This is a genomic window from Rhizobium leguminosarum bv. trifolii WSM2297, from assembly GCF_000271845.1.
In genome coordinates, this window is sequence record NZ_JH719392.1 from 218,019 (window position 1) to 238,844 (window position 20,826).

The following is a 20,826-nucleotide window of genomic DNA, read 5'->3' on the forward strand; positions in this document are numbered from 1 at the left end:
CAAATTTCTTGCCGAGCGGACCGTCCCGCCTTATGCCTGACCCTTGAGGACGGAGGAGCAGTTCTCGATCTAGCCAAGGAGAGTCCCGCATGGACAAGACAGTCGGGAGCACGGCGGAGGCCGTATCGGAGATCGGTGATGGCGCGACCGTCATGATCGGTGGTTTCGGTGGCTCCGGGGCGCCGATCGAGCTCATTCATGCCCTGATCGACAAGGGCTCGAAGAACCTGACCGTGATCAACAACAATGCCGGCAACGGCCGCATCGGCATCGCCGCGATGATTGACGCCGGCCTGGTCCGGAAAATGATCTGCTCGTTTCCGCGTTCGTCGGATCCGCGCGCCTTTACCGACAAATACCTGGCCGGCGAAATCGAACTCGAGCTGGTGCCGCAGGGAACGCTGGCCGAGCGCATCCGCGCCGGCGGCGCCGGCATTCCGGCTTTCTACACGCCGACCGGCTACGGCACCGAATTGGCCGAGGGCAAGGTCATCGCCGAATTCGATGGCCGCCATTATGTGCAGGAACGCTGGCTGAAGGCCGATTTCGCCATCGTCAAGGCTGAGATCGGCGATATTCAGGGCAACCTCACCTACAACAAGGCCGGGCGCAACTTCAATCCACTGATGTGCATGGCCGCTGCCAAGACCATCGTTCAGGTCTCGTCGATCGTGCCGGCCGGCGGCATCGATCCGGAGCATGTGGTGACGCCGGGCATATTCGTCGACCGTGTCGTCACTGTTCCCAATCCTCAGCAGGAAGAAGAGCTCATTCGAGCCGGAGTGGCCTACGTATGACCATCGATATCAGGGATGACATCAAACTTTCCAATGCGCAGATCGCCTGGCGGGCCGCCCAGGATATCGCCGACGGCGCCTATGTGAACCTCGGCATCGGCTTTCCGGAAATGGTCGCCCGTTATCAGCCGCCCGGTCGTCAGGCAATCTTCCACACAGAAAACGGCATCCTGAATTTCGGCGAGCCGCCAGCCGAAGGCGAAGAGGACTGGGATCTGATCAACGCCGGTAAGAAGGCGGTGACGCTGAAGCCGGGTGCGGCTTTCTTCCATCACGCCGACAGCTTCGCCATGGTGCGCGGCGGCCATCTCGACGTTGCGATCCTCGGCGCCTATCAGGTCGCGGAGAATGGCGATCTCGCCAATTGGCGGGTGGGCAGCAAGGGCGTGCCGGCCGTTGGCGGTGCCATGGACCTCGTGCATGGCGCTAAGCAAGTCTGCGTCATCACCGAACACGTCACCAAGACAGGCGAGCCGAAGCTGGTGGAGAAATGCACCTTCCCGCTGACCGGCGTTGCCTGCATCACCCGCGTCTACACCAGCCATGCCGTCATCGACATCGTCGACGGGCGCTTCGTCCTGCGCGAGAAGCTGACCGCGATGTCGCAGGCGGAATTGCAGGCGATGACCGGTGCGCCGCTGCATGTTGCAGGGCCGGTTGCCGACCTCGTCGTCCCGAAACTCTAAAGGAACAGCCATGACCGAAGCTTTTATCTGCGACTATATCAGGACGCCGATCGGCCGCTTCGCCGGCTCGCTCTCTGGGGTTCGCGCCGATGATCTCGGCGCCATCCCGCTGAAGGCGCTGATGGAACGCAACGGCACTGTTGATTGGGAAGCCGTCGACGACGTGATCTTCGGCTGCGCCAACCAGGCGGGCGAGGACAACCGCAATGTCGCGCGCATGTCGGCGCTCTTGGCCGGTCTGCCGATCACTGTCCCGGGCACGACGATCAACCGGCTCTGCGGCTCCGGCATGGATGCAGTGATCACGGCGGCGCGCGCCATCCGCGCCGGCGAGGCTGAACTGATGGTCGCCGGCGGCGTCGAAAGCATGTCGCGCGCGCCCTTCGTCATGCCGAAAGCCGAGACGGCCTTTTCGCGGGCGGCCGAAATCCACGACACCACGATCGGCTGGCGCTTCGTCAATCCGCTGATGAAGAAGCAGTACGGCGTCGATTCCATGCCGGAGACCGGCGAGAACGTCGCCGAGGATTATCAGATCAGCCGCGCAGATCAGGATGCCTTCGCGGTGCGAAGCCAGGCGAAGGCGGCGGCCGCGCAGGTGAGCGGGCGGCTGGCGAAAGAGATCACCTCGGTGAGCATCCCGCAGCGCAAGGGCGATGCCATCATCGTCGACAAGGACGAACATCCGCGTGCGACGACGATCGAGACGCTGGCAAAACTCTCCACACCTTTCAAGAAGGAAGGCGGTACGGTGACCGCAGGCAATGCCTCCGGTGTCAATGACGGGGCGGCAGCGCTGATCGTCGCCTCCGAAGCGGCGGCGCGAAAATACGGTCTGACGCCGATCGCCCGCATCCTCGGCGGCGCGGCCGCCGCCGTTCCCCCACGGGTGATGGGCGTGGGGCCGATCCCGGCCTCGCGCAAGCTGATGGCCAGGCTCGACATAACTCAAGAGCAGTTCGACGTGATCGAACTCAACGAGGCCTTTGCCAGCCAGGGGCTGGCGGTGCTGCGGGCGCTCGGCATTGCCGATGACGATCAACGGGTGAACCGCAACGGCGGCGCGATCGCGCTCGGCCATCCGCTTGGCATGTCAGGCGCCCGCATCACCGGCACGGCGGCGCTCGAGCTTCTGGAGACCGGCGGAAAATATTCGCTGTCGACGATGTGTATCGGCGTCGGGCAGGGGATTGCGATCGCGCTCGAACGGGTTTGATCGCGTCGTTGCGCCAGGTGCCCGGCTTCGATAGAAATCGGGCATGCTGATCCGAGCCGCAGACAACAACGATCGAAACGCCATCTAGAGGATCATTGGCCCGACGATCCGCGCCGGTGAGACCTATGCGCTCGACCGCAATCTCTCCGAAGCCGATGCGCTCACCTACTGGATAGGAGCGGACCGCGAAACCTTCGTCGCGGAAGAGGACGGCGTGATCCTCGGCACCTATTACATCAAGGCCAATCAGGCCGGTGGCGGCCGCCATGTCTGCAATTGCGGCTACATGACCGATCCCGCCGCGAGCGGCCGCGCCGTCGCCCGCCGCATGCAGGAACATTCCATGCAGCACGCCCGCGCCCAGGGCTTTCGGGCGATGCAGTTCAATTTCGTCGTCAGCAGCAACCGCCGCGCCGTCGAGCTCTGGCAATCCCTCGGCTTCGAAATCGTCGGCCGTCTTCCCGGCGTCTTCCTTCATCCCACCGAGGGTTATGTCGACGCATTGGTGATGTTTCGAACGCTGTAGGACTGTGCACCGAAAAAAGATGTAAGCAGCCTGTCGAAATGACAGCGGCTCGAACGTCTTTAGATCGCGAGGCGCGGATTGCGGCGGAGCAGCCGTGTGCGTCGCGATCACTCTGTCGGCATGGAGGTTATGAAGCATGAGTGTTTCCTATCGTTGGGTCATCGTCGCTGTCGGCGCTTTGATGTCGTGCGTGGCAATCGGTGCGATGTTCTCGCTGGCAATTTTCCAGGAACCGATCGCCACCGCCACCGGCTGGTCGCATGTCGGCATAGCCAGCGCGATGACGCTGAATTTCATCGTCATGGGCTTCGGCGGGTTCTTCTGGGGTGCGGCCAGCGACCGCTTCGGCCCGCGCATCGTCGTGCTGATCGGCTCCCTGCTGCTCGGCCTGGCACTGGTTCTGGCGAGCCGGGCCGAAACGCTGCTGCAGTTCCAACTGACCTACGGCATCCTCGTTGGCCTCGCCGCCAGCGCCTTCTTCGCGCCGATGATCGCGGCGACGACGGCCTGGTTCGACGAAAGCCGCGGTCTTGCCGTGTCGCTCGTTTCGGCCGGCATGGGCGTCGCGCCGATGACCATCTCGCCTTTCGCGCGCTGGCTGATCTCGGCCTATGAATGGCGCCCCGCCATGTTGATCATCGGCATTGCCACCTGGGTGCTTCTGGTGCCGGTCGCCTTCCTGGTCCGGCGCCCGCCGGCCGAAGCTGCCGATATCGGCACCGATTTCGCGGCTGGCGGCGCCCGGCCACAACTGTCGAAAGTCTTCCGGTCGCCGCAGTTCATCGTGCTCGGCCTGACCTTCTTTGCCTGCTGCGCGGCCCATTCCGGACCGATCTTCCATATGGTCAACTATGCGACGATCTGCGGCGTCGCTCCGATGGCGGCCGTCAGCATCTATAGCGTCGAGGGTCTGGCTGGTCTCGGTGGCCGGCTGCTGTATGGCACCCTCGCCGACAGGATCGGGGTGAAGCCGGTGCTGGTCGCCGGCCTCTTGGTGCAGGCGGCAGCCCTTGCGACTTATCTCTTGGTCAGCGAGTTGGCCCAATTCTATGCGCTCGCCATCGTCTTCGGCAGCGCCTATGGCGGCGTGATGCCGCTTTATGCGGTGCTGGCGCGGGAGTATTTCGGCCAGCGCATCATCGGGACCGTCTTGGGAGCGGCGACGATGCTCTCCAGCCTCGGCATGGCCTTCGGTCCTCTTATCGGCGGCTGGATATTCGACACCTTCGCCAATTATTCCTGGCTGTTCATCGGCTCGGCGATGGTTGGACTTGGGGCGGCTGGGATCGCGCTGGCATTCCCGCCACTCGTGCGACAGAAGCCGCAGCCGGTCTTTGGGGTGTCTTCGCGATGACGTCACATTCAGGGAAAGCATTCGCCGAACGGAAACACATCGTACGGTTGCTACTTGCATAAATGTGTTTCAGAGTGGTGAGGATCGCCATGTCCGTTTGATGGAGAATCCGTTGAGACGCGCGCTCCTGACGCTCTTGTTCGCAGTTTCCTTTGTTCTTTCGGCGTCGCTTGGCGAGGCTGGTGTCTCGCCTTCAAACCAGAGTGAAGCGGCGATAAGGTTTCAAGCGGTGGATGGCCTGGCGCGCCAGACCCGTACGCAAGGGGATTTGCCGCGCTGGTCGAATCCCGATCACGCCGAAGTTCTCGCACAGTTTTGGGACGTACAGGCGACGGTGGGCACGCCGCCCTATGTCTCGGCCGATCTGCCGGCACTTCTTGCTACCGCCGATCGGGCAGGCGCCCTTTACAAGACTTATGTCCTGTTCACGCCGCAATCCGCAGCGGTGCCTGATACGTCCGCCAATACCTCCAAATACCAGGATGAGATCGCGCGAGCTGCCGCCTATCTGCTGCGGGTGCAGGCCGCCGAGCTCGAGGCCATCGCAGATTTCGTCACAACGATTCCGGCCGCTGAAATGACGAAGCCACGCCGGACGGGACTGCAGCAGATGCGGCTTGGCATTAACGAGATGGTCACCGGTGCCGTCTTGATGTTGCGTTCGCCTGGGCTGCATACGGCCAACCGCAATATTCTGTTGAACAGCCTCGCTGACATCGCCGCAACCATGTCGGCGTCGACGCCGCCAGCGGACAGGGCGGCTATGATTGCGCAAATCGAGGCGGTGCTGCCTGTCCTGGCCGGGCCAGAGCGGGAGAATGCGCTTGCGTTCAAATCAGCGTTCGAGCGCAAAGAGTGTACAGGGCTGTGCGCGGTGGAAGCGCAATAGCGATCAACAGTGTCAAACTGAATGAGAGCAAGTTTCACTTATGGAAAACACGTCTGCCCACTCCAGCAATGCCGATTGGACGCTGGCCGATTTTCTGAGCACCTATCGCTATTGGGCTCTCTTTTTGGCTTCGCTTCTTTTGGCGATCGGTGGCCAAGGTCTTAGTACAGTCCTTCCCATGATTTCGCGAATGACGGGCAGCAGCGCTCAGACTATCGGGATCTTCTATTTCGGATCCACTCTCGGCTGGGGTGTCGGGGCCTTCCTGGCGTTTGTCGTCGCGAGCCGGCATGCGCGGTCGGCTTTAATCTGCCCGCTTGTCGTCTGCGCCGTGGTCGCCATCAGTTTTCTGCCCGCGCCCGCGCTTTGGGGCTCGCCGGCGTTTCTAATTCTATTTGGTTTGGCATTGGGCACGGTTCGGGCCGTTTTTCCTCTCGCGATCGCCATCTTCCTGGTGGGCGGCAGGCCGGGCAAGATCGACTTCGGCTGCGCTCTCACGCTCATCTCAACGACGATACTGATCTCGGCCATCGCTCCGATCGGTGCTTCGTGGTTGGCCGAACTCGATCAAGCTGGTCTGCCCGTCGTTTTGGGTTTCCTGGCTTGCCTGCTCCTCGCTGTCATACTGCTGCTGCCGGCCGCGCACCTGACCTTCGATGAACCTCCGCGTCCGCGACACCGGCCGCTTACGCCGCGCCGGCGATCACCTCTCCTGGTCGCTTTGATCCTCAGCATCCCGCCGATCCTCAGCTTTTTGGTGGGGCTCGGCATCTATCTGCTTCAGGCGAATGGTTTCGACGTTACCTATTCCCCCATCACCTTGTTTCCAGCACTTCTCGCCCTCGGCATTGCTGTAGCCGCCTTTATCTATTTTGCCTTTTGGGTCTATCGTATCCACGGGGAGTTGGCGGGCGCGGCGCAGTCTCAGCGTCCGGTGACGCCGCTTGCGGCCATGCTGATTGCTATCCTTGTGCCGCTCGGATTGGCCGTTCTGGTCATGACCCTTGGCGATCTCCTCAACCATCGCGCACGCAATGCAGGCCAAAGACCGTTGGTTTCCATTGCCTGGCTCGCGATCTGGAGCTTCATCTTTCCACCGATCGCGATCGCAATGATCCAGAATGCCGCCAACGACAGCTATGTCGTAGGCTCCGGCACGGCTTGACACGCCGACGGAGCGACCGGAATGGGGAGGTCTCTGGCGCTTCACCTGGAAGATCCTCCAGCGTACGGATGCGGAAATGAAGGTGGTGGACGCCAGCCGCGACATCTGCGTCAAGAACGACATGACCGCGGACACACTGCCGCTGATGCCAAAACCCTCGGGCGTCAAATGCGTGTTGATCGACAAGATCCACTTCTCTGACAGCGGTGTTCAGATGAGCGCGCAATGCGACCACGGCGGCATCGGGACTTCATGGGGACCCTATCTCCAGCCGGGGAATGGCGGTGAAAGCTTCACCGGCCAGATCTCCTATAACGAGGTCTATGAAGGCGGCGACGACATGCCGCAGCCGACAACCGACGTTCGGGTCAAGCGGGTCGGCGAGTGCCAATGAGGAGAGCGAAAACCATGATACGCTGTGTTCTTGCCGCCGCATTCGTCCTGACTCCGGCCGCGGCTTTCGCCGAGCAGACCGGCCTTCCGACGGGACTTTGGCAGGTAAGGATCTTTACGCCTGTTCCGACGCCCGAACTGAAGAACGATGAGCAGGTCTTCCAGATTTGCTATGACCGTGAAGAGCCACATACCCGGTGCTACCCAAAGCGCAGGCGGCCAAATGCAAACTGGATTTTACCGACATGGGTGACTTGGCTTATGATGCGAGCTGCAAGGACGGCGATCATCGGCTGCGCATTTCGGAAGCTGCGGACGGCCTGTGGCGCGGGACCTACCGCTTCGTCGGAAAGAAGGACGCCGTCACTCTGGAGCCGGCTGTCGAACTGAAGAAAATTGCAGAAACCTGCGACTAGAATTTTTCGACCTGCGGCCGTGCATTTGTGGGGTTGCCTGCCAAAGCGCGTCGCATGATTCATGCGACGCGTTTCAGCCCTTTTGTTTCTACGCACGTCGTTATTCCGAAATCGCCCTTTCGTGCATTGCCCTTCGCCGATTTCGGCTGATAGACTTCCCCTGTCTGTTTCATCACCTATGTCCTTGGTTTTCGGGAGGCTGTCTTAGCTATGGCGGAACTTGCTCAATCGCTCGCATCGATCAAACTGCCGGATCTTGCCGGCAAGGCGGTGCTGATCACCGGCGCCTCCACAGGCATCGGCGCGGCGCTCGCTCGCGCCTTTGCCGCCCAAGGCGCCAAGGTCGGCGTCCATTACAATGCCAGCCGCGAGCCGGCGGAGGCGCTGGCCGAGGAGATAAGGGCTGCCGGCGGCGCGGTGCATCTGATCCAGGGCGACGTGTCGCGGGAAGGCGAGACGGAGCGTGTCGTCGAGGAGACGGCGAAGACTTTCGGCCATCTCGACGGGCTCATCAACAATGCCGGCGGCATGCTGGGGCGAAAGCCGACCTCGGAATATACCGATGCGCATTATGCCGCGGTCATGGATCTCAACGCCCGCTCGGTGCTGGCGGCAACGCGTGCGGCCCATCCCTGGCTGAAGAAGCAGGGCGGCTTCATCATCAACACCACCTCGATTGCCGCCCGCAACGGCGGCGGCAATGGTGCGATCCTCTATGCGGCATCCAAGGGCTTCGTTTCGACGATCACCCGCGGTCACGCCAAGGAATTCGTCGCCGACAGGATCCGCGTCAATGCAGTGGCCCCTGGCGTCATCGCAACGCCCTTCCACGAGCGCTATACCGACGACGAGCAGATGGAGCTGCAGCGCAAGTCGATCCCAATGGGTTTCGTCGGCACATCGGAGGATTGCGTTGGCGCCTATCTCTTCCTCGCCTCGCCGACGCTATCGGGCTACATCACCGGCCAGATCATCGAGGTCAATGGCGGCCAGCTGATGCCGTAGCCGCTTGCCGGCGCGAGCGGGCTTTGCCTTTTCCCCCTGATGAGGGAACTTTCGAACCCCCGTGACGTTTTCCGCTTGGTCTTTTCATCAAGCGGGGCATCATGAGCTTTTCATTTTCGGAACTCGACTTCCTCAAGCCGGAGCTGGGGGCGGAGTATACGGGTTCCGGGACGCATTTCGCTGTGTTCTCAGCCCATGCGGAACAGATAGAGCTCTGCCTCTTTTCACCTGACGGAAAAGACGAAATCGCCCGGCTGCCGCTGCCAAAACGCGAGGGCGACATCTGGTCGGGCTATATCGCCGGCGTCGGACCGGGAACCGTCTATGGCTATCGCGCCCACGGTCCTTACGATCCCGCCGCCGGCCATCGCTTCAACGCAAACAAGCTGCTGCTCGACCCCTATGCCAAACAGGTGACGGGTGAACTGAAGTGGCATGATGCGCTGTTCGGTTACCAGATCGGCGAGGACGACCTTTCATTCGACGACCGCGACAGCGCGCCGTTCACGGTCAAGGGCGTGGTGCAGGACCCGGACTTCGATTGGGCGGGTGAACAGGCAATCCGCCGCCCCTGGCCCGACACCATCATCTACGAGGCGCATGTGCGCGGCCTGACGATGACGCATCCGAAGGTGCCCGACCGGCTGCGCGGCACCTTTCTCGGCATGTGCAGCGACCCGATCATCGAACATCTCGTAAAGCTCGGGATCTCGGCGATCGAACTCTTGCCAATCCAGTATTTCCTCGACGATCGTTACCTCCTGGAAAAGAACCTGAACAATTATTGGGGCTACCAGACGCTCGGCTTCTTCGCGCCGCAATCGCGCTACATGTCCGGAGACAAGATCACCGAGATCAAGACCATGGTGCGGAAGTTCCATGCGGCCGGGATCGAGGTCATCATGGATGTGGTCTATAACCACACCGCAGAGGGCAGCGAGAAAGGCCCGACGCTGTCCTTCCGCGGGCTCGACAATGCGAGCTATTACATCCTCTCCCCCGACGATCCCCGCCACACCTTCGATACGACGGGCACCGGCAATACACTGAATGTTGCCCATCCGATGGTGATGCGCATGGTGCTCGACAGCCTGCGCTACTGGGTTGGCGTCATGCATATCGACGGCTTCCGCTTCGATCTTGCCAGCACGCTCGGCAGGCAGGATCTGGAATTCGACCGCCAGGGCGGCTTCTTCGGCGCCATCCGCCAGGATCCGATCCTGTCGGGCGTCAAGCTGATCGCCGAGCCTTGGGATATCGGCGAGGGTGGTTATCAAGTCGGCGGTTTCCCGCACCCCTTCCGCGAATGGAACGACAAGTTCCGCGACGACGTGCGGCGTTTCTGGAAGGGCGACGGCGGCATGGTATCGGAGTTGGCGGCGCGCGTCACCGGCTCGGCGCTGCAGTTCAACCATTCAGACCGGGGCGCCACCTCCTCGATCAACCTTCTGTCGGCCCATGACGGTTTCACGCTTATGGACACCGTCTCCTTCGACAGCAAGCACAACGAGGCGAACGGCGAGGATAACCGGGACGGTCATTCGGACAATCATTCCGACAATATGGGTGCCGAGGGCGCCACCGATAATGCCGACATCAATTCCGCCCGGGCCCGGCGCCGGCGCAACATGATGGCGACGCTCATGCTCTCCCAGGGCGTGCCGATGATCCTAGCCGGCGACGAGCTCGGCAACAGCCAGGACGGCAACAACAACGCCTATTGCCAAGACAATGAAATCGGCTGGACCAGTTGGGATGGGCTCGATGATCCCTTCCTCGATTTCTGCCGGCAGGCCGTGGCCTTCCGCAAGGCCCACCCGGTGCTGAGGCAGGAGCGGTTCCTGACCGGCGAGACCAGCGAGGACGGGCGTATCGAGATCGCCTGGTACAAGCCGGATGGCAGTTTCATGGATGACGGGGCCTGGAACGACGACGGATTGCAGGTGCTTGGCGTCTATATCTCGAAGAGTGTGCACGCCCCGGATACCGAGAAGATGGATGACCTTTTCCTGGTCTTCAACGCCGGCGGCGACTGTCAGATCCACCTGCCTGTCGTCAACGGGCTGCAACAATGGTCGAGGATTCTCGACACGGGAACGGAGACGGGAGCTTTCGAGGTGCACGAGCAGGACAATCCGGTCATGGTCTACGCCCAGAGCGTCGCCGTCTTTGCGCCGACAGGACAGACCGAACCACCGGAAGGGGCGACCAAGGCCCAGCGCCGCCGCTGGTTCCAGTTCGGCCGCCGCAGCAAGTAGCAGGTCGCACAGAGCATGAATGCCGGAGCCATCACCGAACTTGGCCTTGTCTATGTCAGCGATACCGAACCGGGCATCCGCAGACGAAGGAAGGGCAAGGGCTTCAGCTATGTGATGCCGGACGGCAGCACGCTTGCCGACGACTTGCAGCGGGCGCGCATCGGCGCGCTCGGCCTGCCGCCGGCCTATGAGAATGTCTGGATCTGCCTTTACGAAAACGGCCACCTGCAGGCGACCGGCTACGATGCGCGCGGGCGCAAGCAGTACCGCTACCATAAGGAATGGCAATCCTTCCGCAGCGCCGGCAAGTTCCATCAGCTGATCGAATTCGGCCGGTCGCTGCCGAAAATACGCCGCACCGTGCTGCGCCATCTCGACACCGGCACGGAGGATATCAATGGTGTGCTGGCAGCACTGACGACCCTACTCGACGAGGCGCACCTACGCGTCGGCAATCAGGCCTATGTCAGGGAAAACGGCACCTATGGCGCCACGACGCTGCTCAAGCGCCATCTGAAGATCGTCGATGGGCAGATAGAACTGAAATTCCGCGCCAAGGGCGGCAAACGCGTGCAGCGCAGTCTCAAACATCCAAGGCTGCAGAAGATCCTGGAGGAGATCGCCGACCTGCCCGGGCGCCAGCTCTTCGTCTGGAAGGATGAAAGCGGGGCGCTGAAGCCGGTCGATTCCGGCCGGCTGAACGCCTATCTGGCCGAAATATCCGGCATTCCCATTTCGGCGAAGACGTTTCGCACCTGGGCCGGGTCGCTGGCGGCCTTCGGTGCGGCGCGCGAAAAGATCGCCGGCGGCGGCCGGCCGACGGTCAAGGAAATGTCGGAGGCTGCTGCCGAGGCGCTGCACAACACGCCGGCGATCTCACGCTCGAGCTACATCCATCCAGCGATCATCGCGCTTGCTGGCAACGATCATCCGCTGATCGAGAGCGGCACCGAACCGCTGCGGGGCTTGCGGGCCGAAGAAAACAGGTTACTTGATTTCCTCACACGCGAGATCGAGGAATGAGCCAGAAAAATCCACCCGCATCGGACGTCGTACTGACCCATCCCGACCGGCTCTACTGGCCGGACGAGGGCGTGAGCAAGCAGGGGCTCGCGGATTATTATGCCACAGTCTGGCCGTTCATGGCGCCTTATGTCGTCAATCGGCCCCTGGCGCTGCTGCGTTTGCCCGACGGGATAAAGGGCCACCAGCGGTTTTTCCAGAAACATGCCTGGAAGGGCATGAATGACCATATCGAAGAGGTCGCCGATCCGCAGGAAACGGACGGCGACAAGTTGCTGCGGATCGCCGATTTCAACGGTCTTAGGGCGCTGGTGCAATCGGCCGTGCTCGAGATTCATCCCTGGGGCACGACGACCGAAAATTGGGAAAAACCGGATATGATCACCATGGACCTCGATCCGGGCGTGGACGTGACCTGGAGCGCGGTGATTTCGGCAGCGCTTGACGTCAAGGCGCGGCTGGAAGCCCGCGGCCTAGCCGCCTTCGTCAAGACGTCGGGCGGCAAGGGGCTGCATGTGGTGGCGCCGCTTGCGCCGAAGGCCGGCTGGGCCGAGGTGAAGGACTTCACCCATTCTCTTGCCGAAAGCATGTCGACTCAGGCGCCGGAAAAATATCTTTCAACCGCGACCAAGGCCAAACGCAGTGGGCATATCTACATCGACTATCTCCGCAACGGCCGCGGCAATACAGCGGTTGCCGCCTATTCGACGCGGGCGCGGCCGGGCGCGCCGGTTTCGGTGCCGCTCGATTGGTCTGAATTGAACGAGGTCAGCGGCCCGGCGGCCTTCACGCTCGCCAATGTGCCGCAGCGGTTGGAAACCCGTCCGAGCGACCCATGGCGCGATTTCTTCGATGCGGCCGCACCGCTGGAATGAGTGATCCTCTGCTCATTCCGCGCTGTCAAGCTCGGGATAATGCCGGAAAATCCCGTCCTCGTTGAAGGCGAGGCGGCGAGGGGAAGCGAGATAGCGGGCAATGTTCGGGCGTTTCGCCACCCGATCATGCAGGGCGAGCAGGGTGGGATATTCGGCCTTGCGCTTCGCCATGGCTTTCGGGAAAGCGTAACTCAGGCCTTCGATCACCTGGAAGAGCGAGAGATCGACATAGGTAAGCGCATCGCCAACCATATGGTCTGGTCCGGCAGGGTTCTGCCGCACCACGCGCTCGAAATAACCGAGGAACTTCGGAATGCGGTCGCGGATGAAGGCGGCGGAGCGGGCTTTCGCTTCCGGCTTCTGGTCTTCGTAATATAGCGACATGTCGATCGGGTGATGCGTATCATGCACTTCGGCGATGAAATCGGTGACGGTCAGTTGCAGGCCGTTGGCGACATGGCGAAGGCCTTCATCTTCGGGCGCCAGGCCGAGCTTCGGGCCGAGATAAAACAGGATGTTGGCGACGTGCGGGATAATGAGGTCTCCATCCCTGAGGAACGGCGGGGCAAAGGGAACATGCGGTTCGCTTTCGCTCTTCATGAGGGCGAACATGGCGTCCGTACCGCGACCGGGCTCACGGGTGACGTCGACATAATCGGCGCCAGCTTCCTCAAGCGCCAACCGCACGAATTCGCCGCGGCCTTGAAGGCCGTCCCAATAATAAAGCTCGTATGCCATTTAGCTCATCCCTTCGGTTGACGACCGAAGTCTTTTCGCAATTCGTCCTTGGCCTTTTCAAGTGTGCCGCGCCGCTTTTTCGTCAGTTGGTCGCCGGCGCGGTTAATGTAAAAGGTCAGCATCGACATGGCCGCGCGGAACGGGCTCGACTTGCGGCGATCGCTCTCTTCGGCGGAATGTTTGACGGAGCGGGCAATCTTCTTGGGGTCGTCCGATTTGAACACCCCATCCTTCAGGTCCATCGCGTCACTGTGGTTGGTAACGTCCTGCGACCATTTCTTTTTCGATTTGGCCATCTCTTAAATCCTTTGCCAGCGGGCCGGTGGCAGAACCGACAAAGGAATTGAACTGGTGCGGAGCCCAAAAGTTCCGGCCAGGGTCGTTCAGGTTTTCACGGAAGCGCAGAACAGTCGCCCGCGGGCTGTTATTTCCGAGAGAGCTTTTGCGATGCGGCGAAAGCGCGGCCGATATTGAAAAAGGACGGCTGCGCCGGCGCGCGAGGGTCGCGGAAAACCAGGCCCACAAGATTGTCGACGACAAGGATGAAGCCCAGCGCGAGACCGAGATAGAGCAGGGCGGCGATGGCAAGCAGCGACATCTCCATCCCCCTAGGCGATCGCGCCCGAAGCGCGGCCGCCGGTCGCGGCAAGCGCGACGGAAAGGATATTCGGACAGCGGTCGTTCATGGCAACTTCCCCGGTTTCGCCATAAACCGCAAGCGTATATTCTTGTTCCCGGTTGTCGGGCGAGGGCTCAACTTTTTTATGAAGCCTCATAGCTTGCAGCGTCATCCGGCCTCTGTCACCCCCGCATGGAAGCCCATCCTCCGGAAATTCGATAATGCACAACTAATTCAAGCTTATGACAAAAAGCATCAAAGGGCGCCGCGACGACGCCCTTTTTTGATCCAGCTGTTTGATTTCGGCATTCAAAGGGCCGTCTTGCGGCTCGCCGTCCGTTTTGGTGCCGGTGTCACGACGCCGTTCGTCTTGCTGCCGGCGACGCTGCGCTTCGCCTTGGGTTTGACCTCCTTGCCGTCGGAAGAAGCAGCGGAGCCCTCGAGCGCTTCGCGCTCGTGTCTTGCCTGTTCCCAATGGATGGATTCTCGCCCTGTCGGATAGCCCTCTTCTTCCCAGAGGGCGTATGCACGTTTTTTGATCCACTCGTCCCGAGTTTCTGCCATCGCTTGATCTCCAGTCGCATGATGCCGTCGTTCGAACGCGATACTGCATGGATGGTTCCAGAGGCGGAGAGTTCTTTCAAGCGAAATCGTGCTGCAACTGCAAATATTTCGCATTGCAGCATATCAGGGTTGAAAATCGCCATTCATCGGGGCCGAAACTCCGCCGCCTTGTGCAGATCTGACACGAATTCCAGGCGTAGCCGCTGTCGCTCCGCCTCGTCGCGAATGCGCAGGAGGTAGGAGGGGTGGATGGTAACCAGAACAGGCGGACGGTTTGCCGGATGCAGGATTTGGCCGCGCTCCGGCGTCAGCTTCGCCTTTGGCCCGAGCAGCGCATAAAGCGCGCTTGCGCCGAGGGTGACGACGAGTTTCGGCTTGATGATATTGAGCTCCGCGCCAAGCCACCAGGCGCAACGCCTGATCTCACCGGCATTGGGTTTTGCATGCAGCCGCCGTTTACCGCGCTCGGTGAACTTGAAGTGCTTGACCGCATTGGTGACATAACAGCGCCGGCGGTCGAGACCGGCCTCCTCCAGGCAGCGATCGAGCAGCCGGCCGGCGGGACCGACGAAGGGCCTGCCTGCCAGATCTTCCTGATCGCCCGGCTGTTCGCCGACGAGGACGATCTCGGCTTTCCCAGGCCCTTCGCCGAAGACGATTTGCGTCGCATTCCTGTAGAGATCGCAGCGGGTGCAGCCTTCTGCGTGATGCCGCAGTTCGGCAATGCTTGCCGCATTGGCGACGTCGAGTGCCAAGGCGGGGCCGACGCTTGCGGCGATGGTCATGATGCGATCCTCATCTCTTCGGGATCAATCGTCGTGCACCGGGATTGTTCCCGCGGCGAAACGGGCGGCCCGGACCGGAAAAATGATCACTGCGAAAAATTCGCGTCATGGGAGAGAGCAGGCGCGATTGAACGCTGCCGTTTCCCGGCTATATTTGCCAGCGATGTTCTATCTCTTGTCGACCTATTGGCCGCATATCCTCTTTGTCGTTTCGATCGCCATGGGGGCCGCGGCGGCGATCCATGCCGCCATGACCAAGGAGGAGGTGCGCGCGGCGATCGGCTGGGTTGGCGTCATCATCCTCTCTCCGATCATCGGCGCAGTGCTCTATGCGATTGCCGGCATCAACCGCATTCGCCGGAAATCGCTGAGCATTCGCCGCGACGCGCTGCTGCCCTCCGCCGAATTCGACGAGTTGGAGACATTCGACGCCGAGGCCGAGACGGTAATCAGCCAGTTCGGACGCCGCTTTGCGGCGCTGCAGACGCTCGGCGACCGGGTGACACGCAATCCGCTGACCTCAGGCAATACGATCGACATGCTGGAGACCGGCGATGAGGCCTATGCGGCGATGAAATCGATCATCGACGCGGCGGAGCGCAGCATCCTGCTCGAAACCTATATTTTCGACCGCGACGCGATCGGTCTTCGCATCGCCGATGCTCTGATCGCTGCGGCCAAGCGCGGGGTCGAGGTTCGGGTGCTGATCGACGCGGTCGGTGCACGGTATTCGGTGCCGAGCATTCTCGGCCATCTCCGGGAGGGCGGGGTCACCGTCGCCGTCTTCAACGGCAATGTCATCATGGGCTTGCGGCTGCCCTATGCCAATCTGCGCACCCACCGCAAGATCCTGATCGTTGACGGGAAGATCGCGCTGACGGGCGGAATGAACATCAGGGCGGGCTTCAGCGAGGAGGCGAGCGGCGAGAGTTTTGCGCATGACACGCATTTCAGCGTCACCGGCCCGGTCGTTGCCGACCTCTTCGACCTTGCCGCCGAGGATTGGCGCTTCTCCACTCAGGAACTGTTGAACGCTGAGGCATGGCGCATCGAGCCACCGCAGCGCAGCCCCGGCGATCCGATCCTGATGCGCGTCGTCGCCTCCGGGCCGGATCGCAGCGTCGAGACGAACCACAAGATGCTGATGGGCGCCTTTTCCGTGGCGCGCCAGTCGATCCGGATCATGTCTCCCTATTTTCTGCCGGATCGCGAGCTGATCAGTGCGCTGGTGACAGCCGCACGGCGCGGCGTCGAAGTCGATATCGTCGTGCCCGCGGTCAACAACCTCGTGCTGGTCGACCGGGCGATGACGGCGCAATTCGACCAGATCCTCAAGGGTTACTGCCGGATCTGGCGCTCGACCGGCAGCTTCAGCCATTCGAAGCTTTTGACGATCGATGGCACCTGGGCTTATGTCGGCTCGTCCAACCTCGACCCGCGCTCGCTCAGGCTGAATTTCGAGATCGATCTCGAAGTGCTGAACGAAGGCTTTGCGGGCGAGATCGACGAGCATATCGAGGAAACGTTGAAATCGGCAACGCCGGTGACGCTTGACGGTTTGCGAGCCCGGCCCTTCCCCGTGCGGCTGCTCGAGAAGGTGCTGTGGCTGGGTTCGCCCTATCTCTGAAGGGGATTATTTGCGATCGGACATGGCAAGTTTTGCCCGGCCGCCTATACTGCCGAGAGAAGCCTTTTTTGATCAACGGAACAAGTGCGCCGGCCGATGCACGTCAGAAAACACAATCTTCCCGCCAGCATCCTTGCCTCGATCCGGAGCAGGAAAAAGCGGCTCGACCCGACCTACACGGAGACAAGGCCGCGCAGCGCCGGGACGTTGATCGCCTCCTATAATGTGCATAAATGCGTCGGCACCGACCGCCGCTTCGATCCGGAACGCACCAGCCGAGTGATCCATGAAATCGGCGCCGATGTCATTGCTTTGCAGGAGGCCGATACGCGCTTCGGCGAGCGCACCGGCCTTCTCGACCTCGGCCGGCTGGAGCGGGAGACCGGACTGATCCCGGTGCCGGTGGCCGGCATGGCCAAGGCGCATGGCTGGCACGGCAATGTCGTGCTCTTCAAGAAGGGGCTGGTGCATGACGTGCATCAGGTCAAGCTGCCGGGCCTGGAACCGCGCGGCGCCCTCGTCACCGAGATCGAGCTCGAGCAGGGCGGGGTGCTGCGCATCATCGCCGCGCATTTCGGCCTGTTGCGCCATAACAGAGCCCAGCAGGCCCGCATGCTGGTCGAACTCATCAATGACAGACGGGAGATGCCGACCATTCTGCTCGGCGACCTCAACGAGTGGCGGCTCGGCGACCGCTCCTCACTCAACACCTTCCAATCCGCCTTCGGAGAACTGCCGCCCGCAGTCCCGAGCTTCCCGGCCGGCCTGCCGCTCCTGGCACTCGACCGCATCATCGCCAACCGCAAGGGGATCATCTCCGAGGTGGAGGCGCATGATACGCCGCTCGCGCGTATCGCCTCGGATCATCTGCCGATCAAGGCGCTGGTCGATTTGGAGCCAGTGGTTAGTTAACAGAAGACCGTGGGCAACGCTCAGTCACCCGAACGGAAATCAGCTCCACGCGGTCGTCGAGATCGACATAGCCTGCGCCCTGACCCAGACGCGTTCCTTTGGTTCGGCGGCACGCTTGTAGGTATCTTCGCTGAATTCCCTAGAGTGCGCCTGGTCGCCGGCGATGAACAGCATCGGCCGGCAAGGGGATATCGTCTCGGTTAAAGGAATAAAAGTTCATGAACTTGATGCTACCGGTCAAAGGCACACGCTGATCCGTCGCCGGTGACCATGTGAGCGATAGAATGACTTGCAATAGCTCACGTATCCGGCGCCAACTTGAGGTATGAAAGGGCGGCTATAACTCACGCAATGGAATTGGCAACACACCGATCGGCCGAACTTCTCGTATGACGCAGAGAGTATGGTGCCGTTTGAGCAAAAATTTCCGGCGAGGTGATAGGCGCAGTTCGGCATTTCAGTGACGACGATAGTGCCCACAATTGATCGGATTGCCTTCTTCATTGATCGGCGCACTAACTCGCACAGGGGAGCGTCGACACACACGCTACAGCCTAAGACTACAAAACTGGCCAGCATTTCATTAACGGCGCATGTCCGGCTATCTTCGGTCGCAGAGTTCGCCTGGGCGTTCAAACCGGTCTACTGCAGAACGAGGTCGTGAAGACATCGCGGAGCGGGCCGTGGGACATTAGCCCCTGATGGCGCCGCAACGGGATGAAATTAGTTCCAGTGTTGATAGCTGATAGCTAAGAGATATTGCGTGGGCTACTGAGCGGCTGGGGAGATACGCCGAAGGCATGTAACCATCTGGATCGCGCCAGGACATCAGGGCAGGAGCTCCTGGCACGGGCGCTATCGGATGACCTAATCAGTCTCTCCCATCGGTCGCGGTTCAGGACCATTCCCGTTTTCTTGTGTCGCCTTTCTAAGGGACCGGCCACCATCAGCGTCAACCCGCAAGGGGTTCCCCTGCGCTGGCGCTCCGGTGACGCCTGCGGCTCGGCCCCTTCTTCGGGCGCCATCGGGAATGGTCCCGAGCAACCGAAGGAGACATACCATGGCCACCACGATCGCAACCCTGACCCAGAAGACCGACGGCAGCCTCGAAGGCATCTTCGCGACGATCCGGGTGAATGCGCCGATCGCCATCGTCCCGAACGCCAGCAAGGCGAGCGACGAAGCGCCGGACTACCGCATCATCCACCGCAAGACCGGCTTCGAGATTGGCGCCGCCTGGAACCGCATCGCTCGCCTGACTGGCGAAGAGTACCTCTCCGTCAAGCTGGAGGCTCCCGAGATCGGCGTGATCTTCGGCAACGTCGCCCAGGCTCCCGGCGGAGAGCCCGGCAAGAAGGTCATCCTCTGGAACAGCCCGGCCTGAGGCGACTGGGCCGGCCCCATCACCGGGGCTGGCCCTTCCCGCAACAATCAAGCCGGCAGCGGGCATCGAGCCCGCTGCCGGCTTTTCTGGTGCGATACGGGGAGGGGAAGGTCTGCTCAGTCGGTCGAAGGGTGCCATGGCGGCATGAAGGCCTCAAGGACGAGTGGTTCCCCCAATTTTGCCGCCGCTCCGGTTCCCTCCGCTCCGACAAAATCGGCTCCCCCACTCGCCGGCTCCGCCGGTCGCGTTCCGCGATCCTTGACCCCTCCATCCCGCCATGACCGCGGGCGTCGTCTTTCACAACGTCAAGGAGACGACAATGACCACTTGCATCGACGAAATCATCGAGCTGCTGGCCGCCGAGCTGCGGAACGCCGATCCGGCCGAGCGTCGCCAGATCGAGAACGAGCTGGAACTGGCGCTGGCCGAACGCGAGGTGATCTGGGCCGAACAGGACGGCCGCATCGACCCCGAGCCTCCGTTTTGACGGAGGCTTGTCGCCACGTCCATGAGCCCGGCCGGCCGGATCGACCGGCCGCGCCGATCTGTCAGGGATTTTATCCCTCGACACTCCCGCCGGCTCACGCCGGATACGGTCGCGTCCCCTTCGGGGCCGCGGGTCTCTTCTCTCTTTGACGTCCTATTTTACTCCAGCAAATCCGGCGTCAAGGACGGCGCGGTCTCCCCCAATTTTTCCGCCGCTGTGCTCTGGAAAAATCGGTTCCCCCGCTTGCGAGCCGCGTTCCGCGGTCCTTGACCCCTCTTTGCCAAGGAGTGGCCGATCTCCGTCATCAACGAAGGAGATCACATCATGACAACCGATCAGAACCTCATGCTCTACACCAAGCTTGCCGGCTTTCGGCTCGTCGTCCTCGCAAACCGCTTCGGCTGCGACAACGATTTCTCGGGACAGCTTCACGATCGCCTGGTCGAGGGGCTCGACGCGGCAATCGATCGGATCCACGTCATCATGGCATTGGAACGTAACCTTCTCGCTGGCGAGGGCGAGTTCGCCGCCTATCAGTTGGAGGGCGAGATCGAGATTTTCCGGCGCTTCACGATCAATCTGCTCGACGATCTCGAAATCGATTGCGACACGCATGAATTCCGCGTCAACGGCAGCGACTGGATGAACGCTTTGGCTACCGACGACAGTGGCGTCGATATCGACTATCCAGAGCTGGTTGCACTTGCCGAAGACGAACTTGGCTCGCTGGCGCCGATCGTAAGGGATATCACAAGCGAGACCGGCATCGCCGTTCATGCAGCGCGCGCCCTTCAATCCTGGCGATAATGGCAGCCCCAAGATGTCTTGGCGGCGGCGACGGTCGCCTCTTAATCGTCGACGTTCTCGGCTTGCAGGCTGGGCAACAATGTCGGGATGTGTGCTCGCTTCCCAGCGAAAATTGCGACGTCATGCGAGGCGGAATTCTTGCTGGCCTCAGGTTCCTTATAGCCGCGACGACGCTTGACCCGCTCCAGCTGCCAATAAGCCGCTTTCGCCCTGTGAGGATCATCATAGGTGTTGATTTTCGCCTGTCCGTTGGTGCCGATCCGGCCCCAATAACGCACCAGCGACGCCCCGCCGAATAAG

Annotated in this window: 25 protein-coding genes; 18 read left to right on the forward strand and 7 right to left on the reverse strand. The window is 61.5% G+C overall.

What is annotated here, in order from left to right; translation table 11 throughout:
• The first annotated feature begins 89 nt into the window (after positions 1–89).
• From RLEG4DRAFT_RS00925 to ligD, 13 genes are all read left to right on the forward strand, one after another.
• Positions 90–797 (forward strand): 3-oxoacid CoA-transferase subunit A, encoded by a 708-nt coding sequence (locus RLEG4DRAFT_RS00925; RefSeq protein ID WP_003574633.1) that lies wholly within the window; start codon positions 90–92, stop codon positions 795–797.
• Positions 794–1,483: a CoA transferase subunit B gene (locus RLEG4DRAFT_RS00930; protein ID WP_003574635.1), complete on the forward strand. Its 690-nt coding sequence runs from the start codon at positions 794–796 to the stop codon at positions 1,481–1,483. The genes RLEG4DRAFT_RS00925 and RLEG4DRAFT_RS00930 overlap by 4 nt, the downstream gene beginning before the upstream one ends.
• Before the next feature lie 10 nt (positions 1,484–1,493).
• Positions 1,494–2,699, forward strand: a complete 1,206-nt coding sequence (gene pcaF / locus RLEG4DRAFT_RS00935) for a 3-oxoadipyl-CoA thiolase (protein WP_003574637.1) — start codon at positions 1,494–1,496, stop codon at positions 2,697–2,699.
• 91 nt (positions 2,700–2,790) lie between these two features.
• Positions 2,791–3,225 (forward strand): GNAT family N-acetyltransferase, encoded by a 435-nt coding sequence (locus tag RLEG4DRAFT_RS00940; protein WP_245277926.1) that lies wholly within the window; start codon positions 2,791–2,793, stop codon positions 3,223–3,225.
• A gap of 136 nt (positions 3,226–3,361) precedes the next feature.
• Entirely contained in the window at positions 3,362–4,579 is a 1,218-nt protein-coding gene (locus tag RLEG4DRAFT_RS00945) for an MFS transporter (RefSeq protein ID WP_003574639.1), read from the forward strand.
• 112 nt (positions 4,580–4,691) lie between these two features.
• A complete protein-coding gene (locus tag RLEG4DRAFT_RS00950; RefSeq protein WP_003574641.1) occupies positions 4,692–5,468 on the forward strand; it encodes a hypothetical protein in 777 nt (258 codons plus the stop codon).
• Positions 5,469–5,508: 40 nt separating this feature from the next.
• Positions 5,509–6,633, forward strand: a complete 1,125-nt coding sequence (locus tag RLEG4DRAFT_RS00955; RefSeq protein ID WP_003574642.1) for a hypothetical protein — start codon at positions 5,509–5,511, stop codon at positions 6,631–6,633.
• 76 nt (positions 6,634–6,709) lie between these two features.
• Positions 6,710–7,027 carry a hypothetical protein gene (locus tag RLEG4DRAFT_RS00960; RefSeq protein ID WP_003574644.1) on the forward strand — a complete coding sequence of 106 codons (318 nt, stop codon included), beginning with the start codon at positions 6,710–6,712 and terminating at the stop codon, positions 7,025–7,027.
• Between the two features lie 244 nt (positions 7,028–7,271).
• A complete protein-coding gene (locus RLEG4DRAFT_RS40625) occupies positions 7,272–7,442 on the forward strand; it encodes a hypothetical protein (protein ID WP_003574646.1) in 171 nt (56 codons plus the stop codon).
• Positions 7,443–7,652: 210 nt separating this feature from the next.
• Complete coding sequence (locus tag RLEG4DRAFT_RS00970) at positions 7,653–8,447, forward strand: SDR family NAD(P)-dependent oxidoreductase (protein ID WP_003574649.1); 795 nt, start codon at positions 7,653–7,655, stop codon at positions 8,445–8,447.
• 101 nt (positions 8,448–8,548) lie between these two features.
• On the forward strand, positions 8,549–10,705 hold the full coding sequence (gene glgX, locus RLEG4DRAFT_RS00975; RefSeq protein ID WP_003574651.1) for a glycogen debranching protein GlgX: 2,157 nt from the start codon (positions 8,549–8,551) through the stop codon (positions 10,703–10,705).
• A 15-nt stretch (positions 10,706–10,720) separates the two neighbouring features.
• The gene (locus RLEG4DRAFT_RS00980) at positions 10,721–11,728 is read left to right on the forward strand and encodes a DNA topoisomerase IB (protein WP_003574653.1); all 1,008 of its coding nucleotides are present in this window, start codon (positions 10,721–10,723) and stop codon (positions 11,726–11,728) included.
• Positions 11,725–12,603 (forward strand): non-homologous end-joining DNA ligase, encoded by an 879-nt coding sequence (gene ligD / locus RLEG4DRAFT_RS00985; protein WP_003574655.1) that lies wholly within the window; start codon positions 11,725–11,727, stop codon positions 12,601–12,603. Before RLEG4DRAFT_RS00980 ends, ligD begins: the two co-directional genes overlap by 4 nt.
• Before the next feature lie 12 nt (positions 12,604–12,615).
• Here the strand turns inward: ligD and RLEG4DRAFT_RS00990 are convergent, their stop codons facing one another.
• The 6 genes from RLEG4DRAFT_RS00990 to RLEG4DRAFT_RS01015 all read right to left on the reverse strand — a co-directional run bounded on the left by RLEG4DRAFT_RS00990 (position 12,616) and on the right by RLEG4DRAFT_RS01015 (position 15,309).
• On the reverse strand, positions 12,616–13,341 hold the full coding sequence (locus tag RLEG4DRAFT_RS00990; protein WP_003574656.1) for a glutathione S-transferase family protein: 726 nt from the start codon (positions 13,339–13,341) through the stop codon (positions 12,616–12,618).
• A gap of 5 nt (positions 13,342–13,346) precedes the next feature.
• The gene (locus RLEG4DRAFT_RS00995; protein WP_003574659.1) at positions 13,347–13,637 is read right to left on the reverse strand and encodes a DUF3175 domain-containing protein; all 291 of its coding nucleotides are present in this window, start codon (positions 13,635–13,637) and stop codon (positions 13,347–13,349) included.
• 128 nt (positions 13,638–13,765) lie between these two features.
• Positions 13,766–13,939 carry a hypothetical protein gene (locus tag RLEG4DRAFT_RS40630; protein WP_003574660.1) on the reverse strand — a complete coding sequence of 58 codons (174 nt, stop codon included), beginning with the start codon at positions 13,937–13,939 and terminating at the stop codon, positions 13,766–13,768.
• Between the two features lie 10 nt (positions 13,940–13,949).
• Positions 13,950–14,132 carry a hypothetical protein gene (locus RLEG4DRAFT_RS01005; protein WP_003574662.1) on the reverse strand — a complete coding sequence of 61 codons (183 nt, stop codon included), beginning with the start codon at positions 14,130–14,132 and terminating at the stop codon, positions 13,950–13,952.
• Positions 14,133–14,269: 137 nt separating this feature from the next.
• The gene (locus RLEG4DRAFT_RS01010) at positions 14,270–14,524 is read right to left on the reverse strand and encodes a DUF2934 domain-containing protein (RefSeq protein WP_003574663.1); all 255 of its coding nucleotides are present in this window, start codon (positions 14,522–14,524) and stop codon (positions 14,270–14,272) included.
• A 143-nt stretch (positions 14,525–14,667) separates the two neighbouring features.
• On the reverse strand, positions 14,668–15,309 hold the full coding sequence (locus RLEG4DRAFT_RS01015; RefSeq protein WP_003574665.1) for a UdgX family uracil-DNA binding protein: 642 nt from the start codon (positions 15,307–15,309) through the stop codon (positions 14,668–14,670).
• Positions 15,310–15,472: 163 nt separating this feature from the next.
• Between RLEG4DRAFT_RS01015 and RLEG4DRAFT_RS01020 the strand changes: the two genes are divergently transcribed.
• The 5 genes from RLEG4DRAFT_RS01020 (at position 15,473) to RLEG4DRAFT_RS01040 (ending at position 20,526) form a co-directional block, all read left to right on the forward strand.
• Entirely contained in the window at positions 15,473–16,936 is a 1,464-nt protein-coding gene (locus RLEG4DRAFT_RS01020) for a phospholipase D-like domain-containing protein (protein ID WP_037093058.1), read from the forward strand.
• A 96-nt stretch (positions 16,937–17,032) separates the two neighbouring features.
• Positions 17,033–17,848, forward strand: a complete 816-nt coding sequence (locus RLEG4DRAFT_RS01025) for an endonuclease/exonuclease/phosphatase family protein (protein WP_003574669.1) — start codon at positions 17,033–17,035, stop codon at positions 17,846–17,848.
• A 1,060-nt stretch (positions 17,849–18,908) separates the two neighbouring features.
• Positions 18,909–19,232: a DUF736 domain-containing protein gene (locus RLEG4DRAFT_RS01030; protein ID WP_003574670.1), complete on the forward strand. Its 324-nt coding sequence runs from the start codon at positions 18,909–18,911 to the stop codon at positions 19,230–19,232.
• Positions 19,233–19,551: 319 nt separating this feature from the next.
• The gene (locus RLEG4DRAFT_RS40635; RefSeq protein WP_003574672.1) at positions 19,552–19,719 is read left to right on the forward strand and encodes a hypothetical protein; all 168 of its coding nucleotides are present in this window, start codon (positions 19,552–19,554) and stop codon (positions 19,717–19,719) included.
• A gap of 324 nt (positions 19,720–20,043) precedes the next feature.
• Entirely contained in the window at positions 20,044–20,526 is a 483-nt protein-coding gene (locus tag RLEG4DRAFT_RS01040; protein ID WP_003574674.1) for a hypothetical protein, read from the forward strand.
• Positions 20,527–20,567: 41 nt separating this feature from the next.
• On the opposite strand, the gene RLEG4DRAFT_RS01045 is transcribed toward RLEG4DRAFT_RS01040, so the two are convergent.
• Positions 20,568–20,826, reverse strand: a 259-nt coding sequence (locus tag RLEG4DRAFT_RS01045) for a WGR domain-containing protein (protein ID WP_003574675.1), incomplete at its 5' end; no start/stop codon positions are given.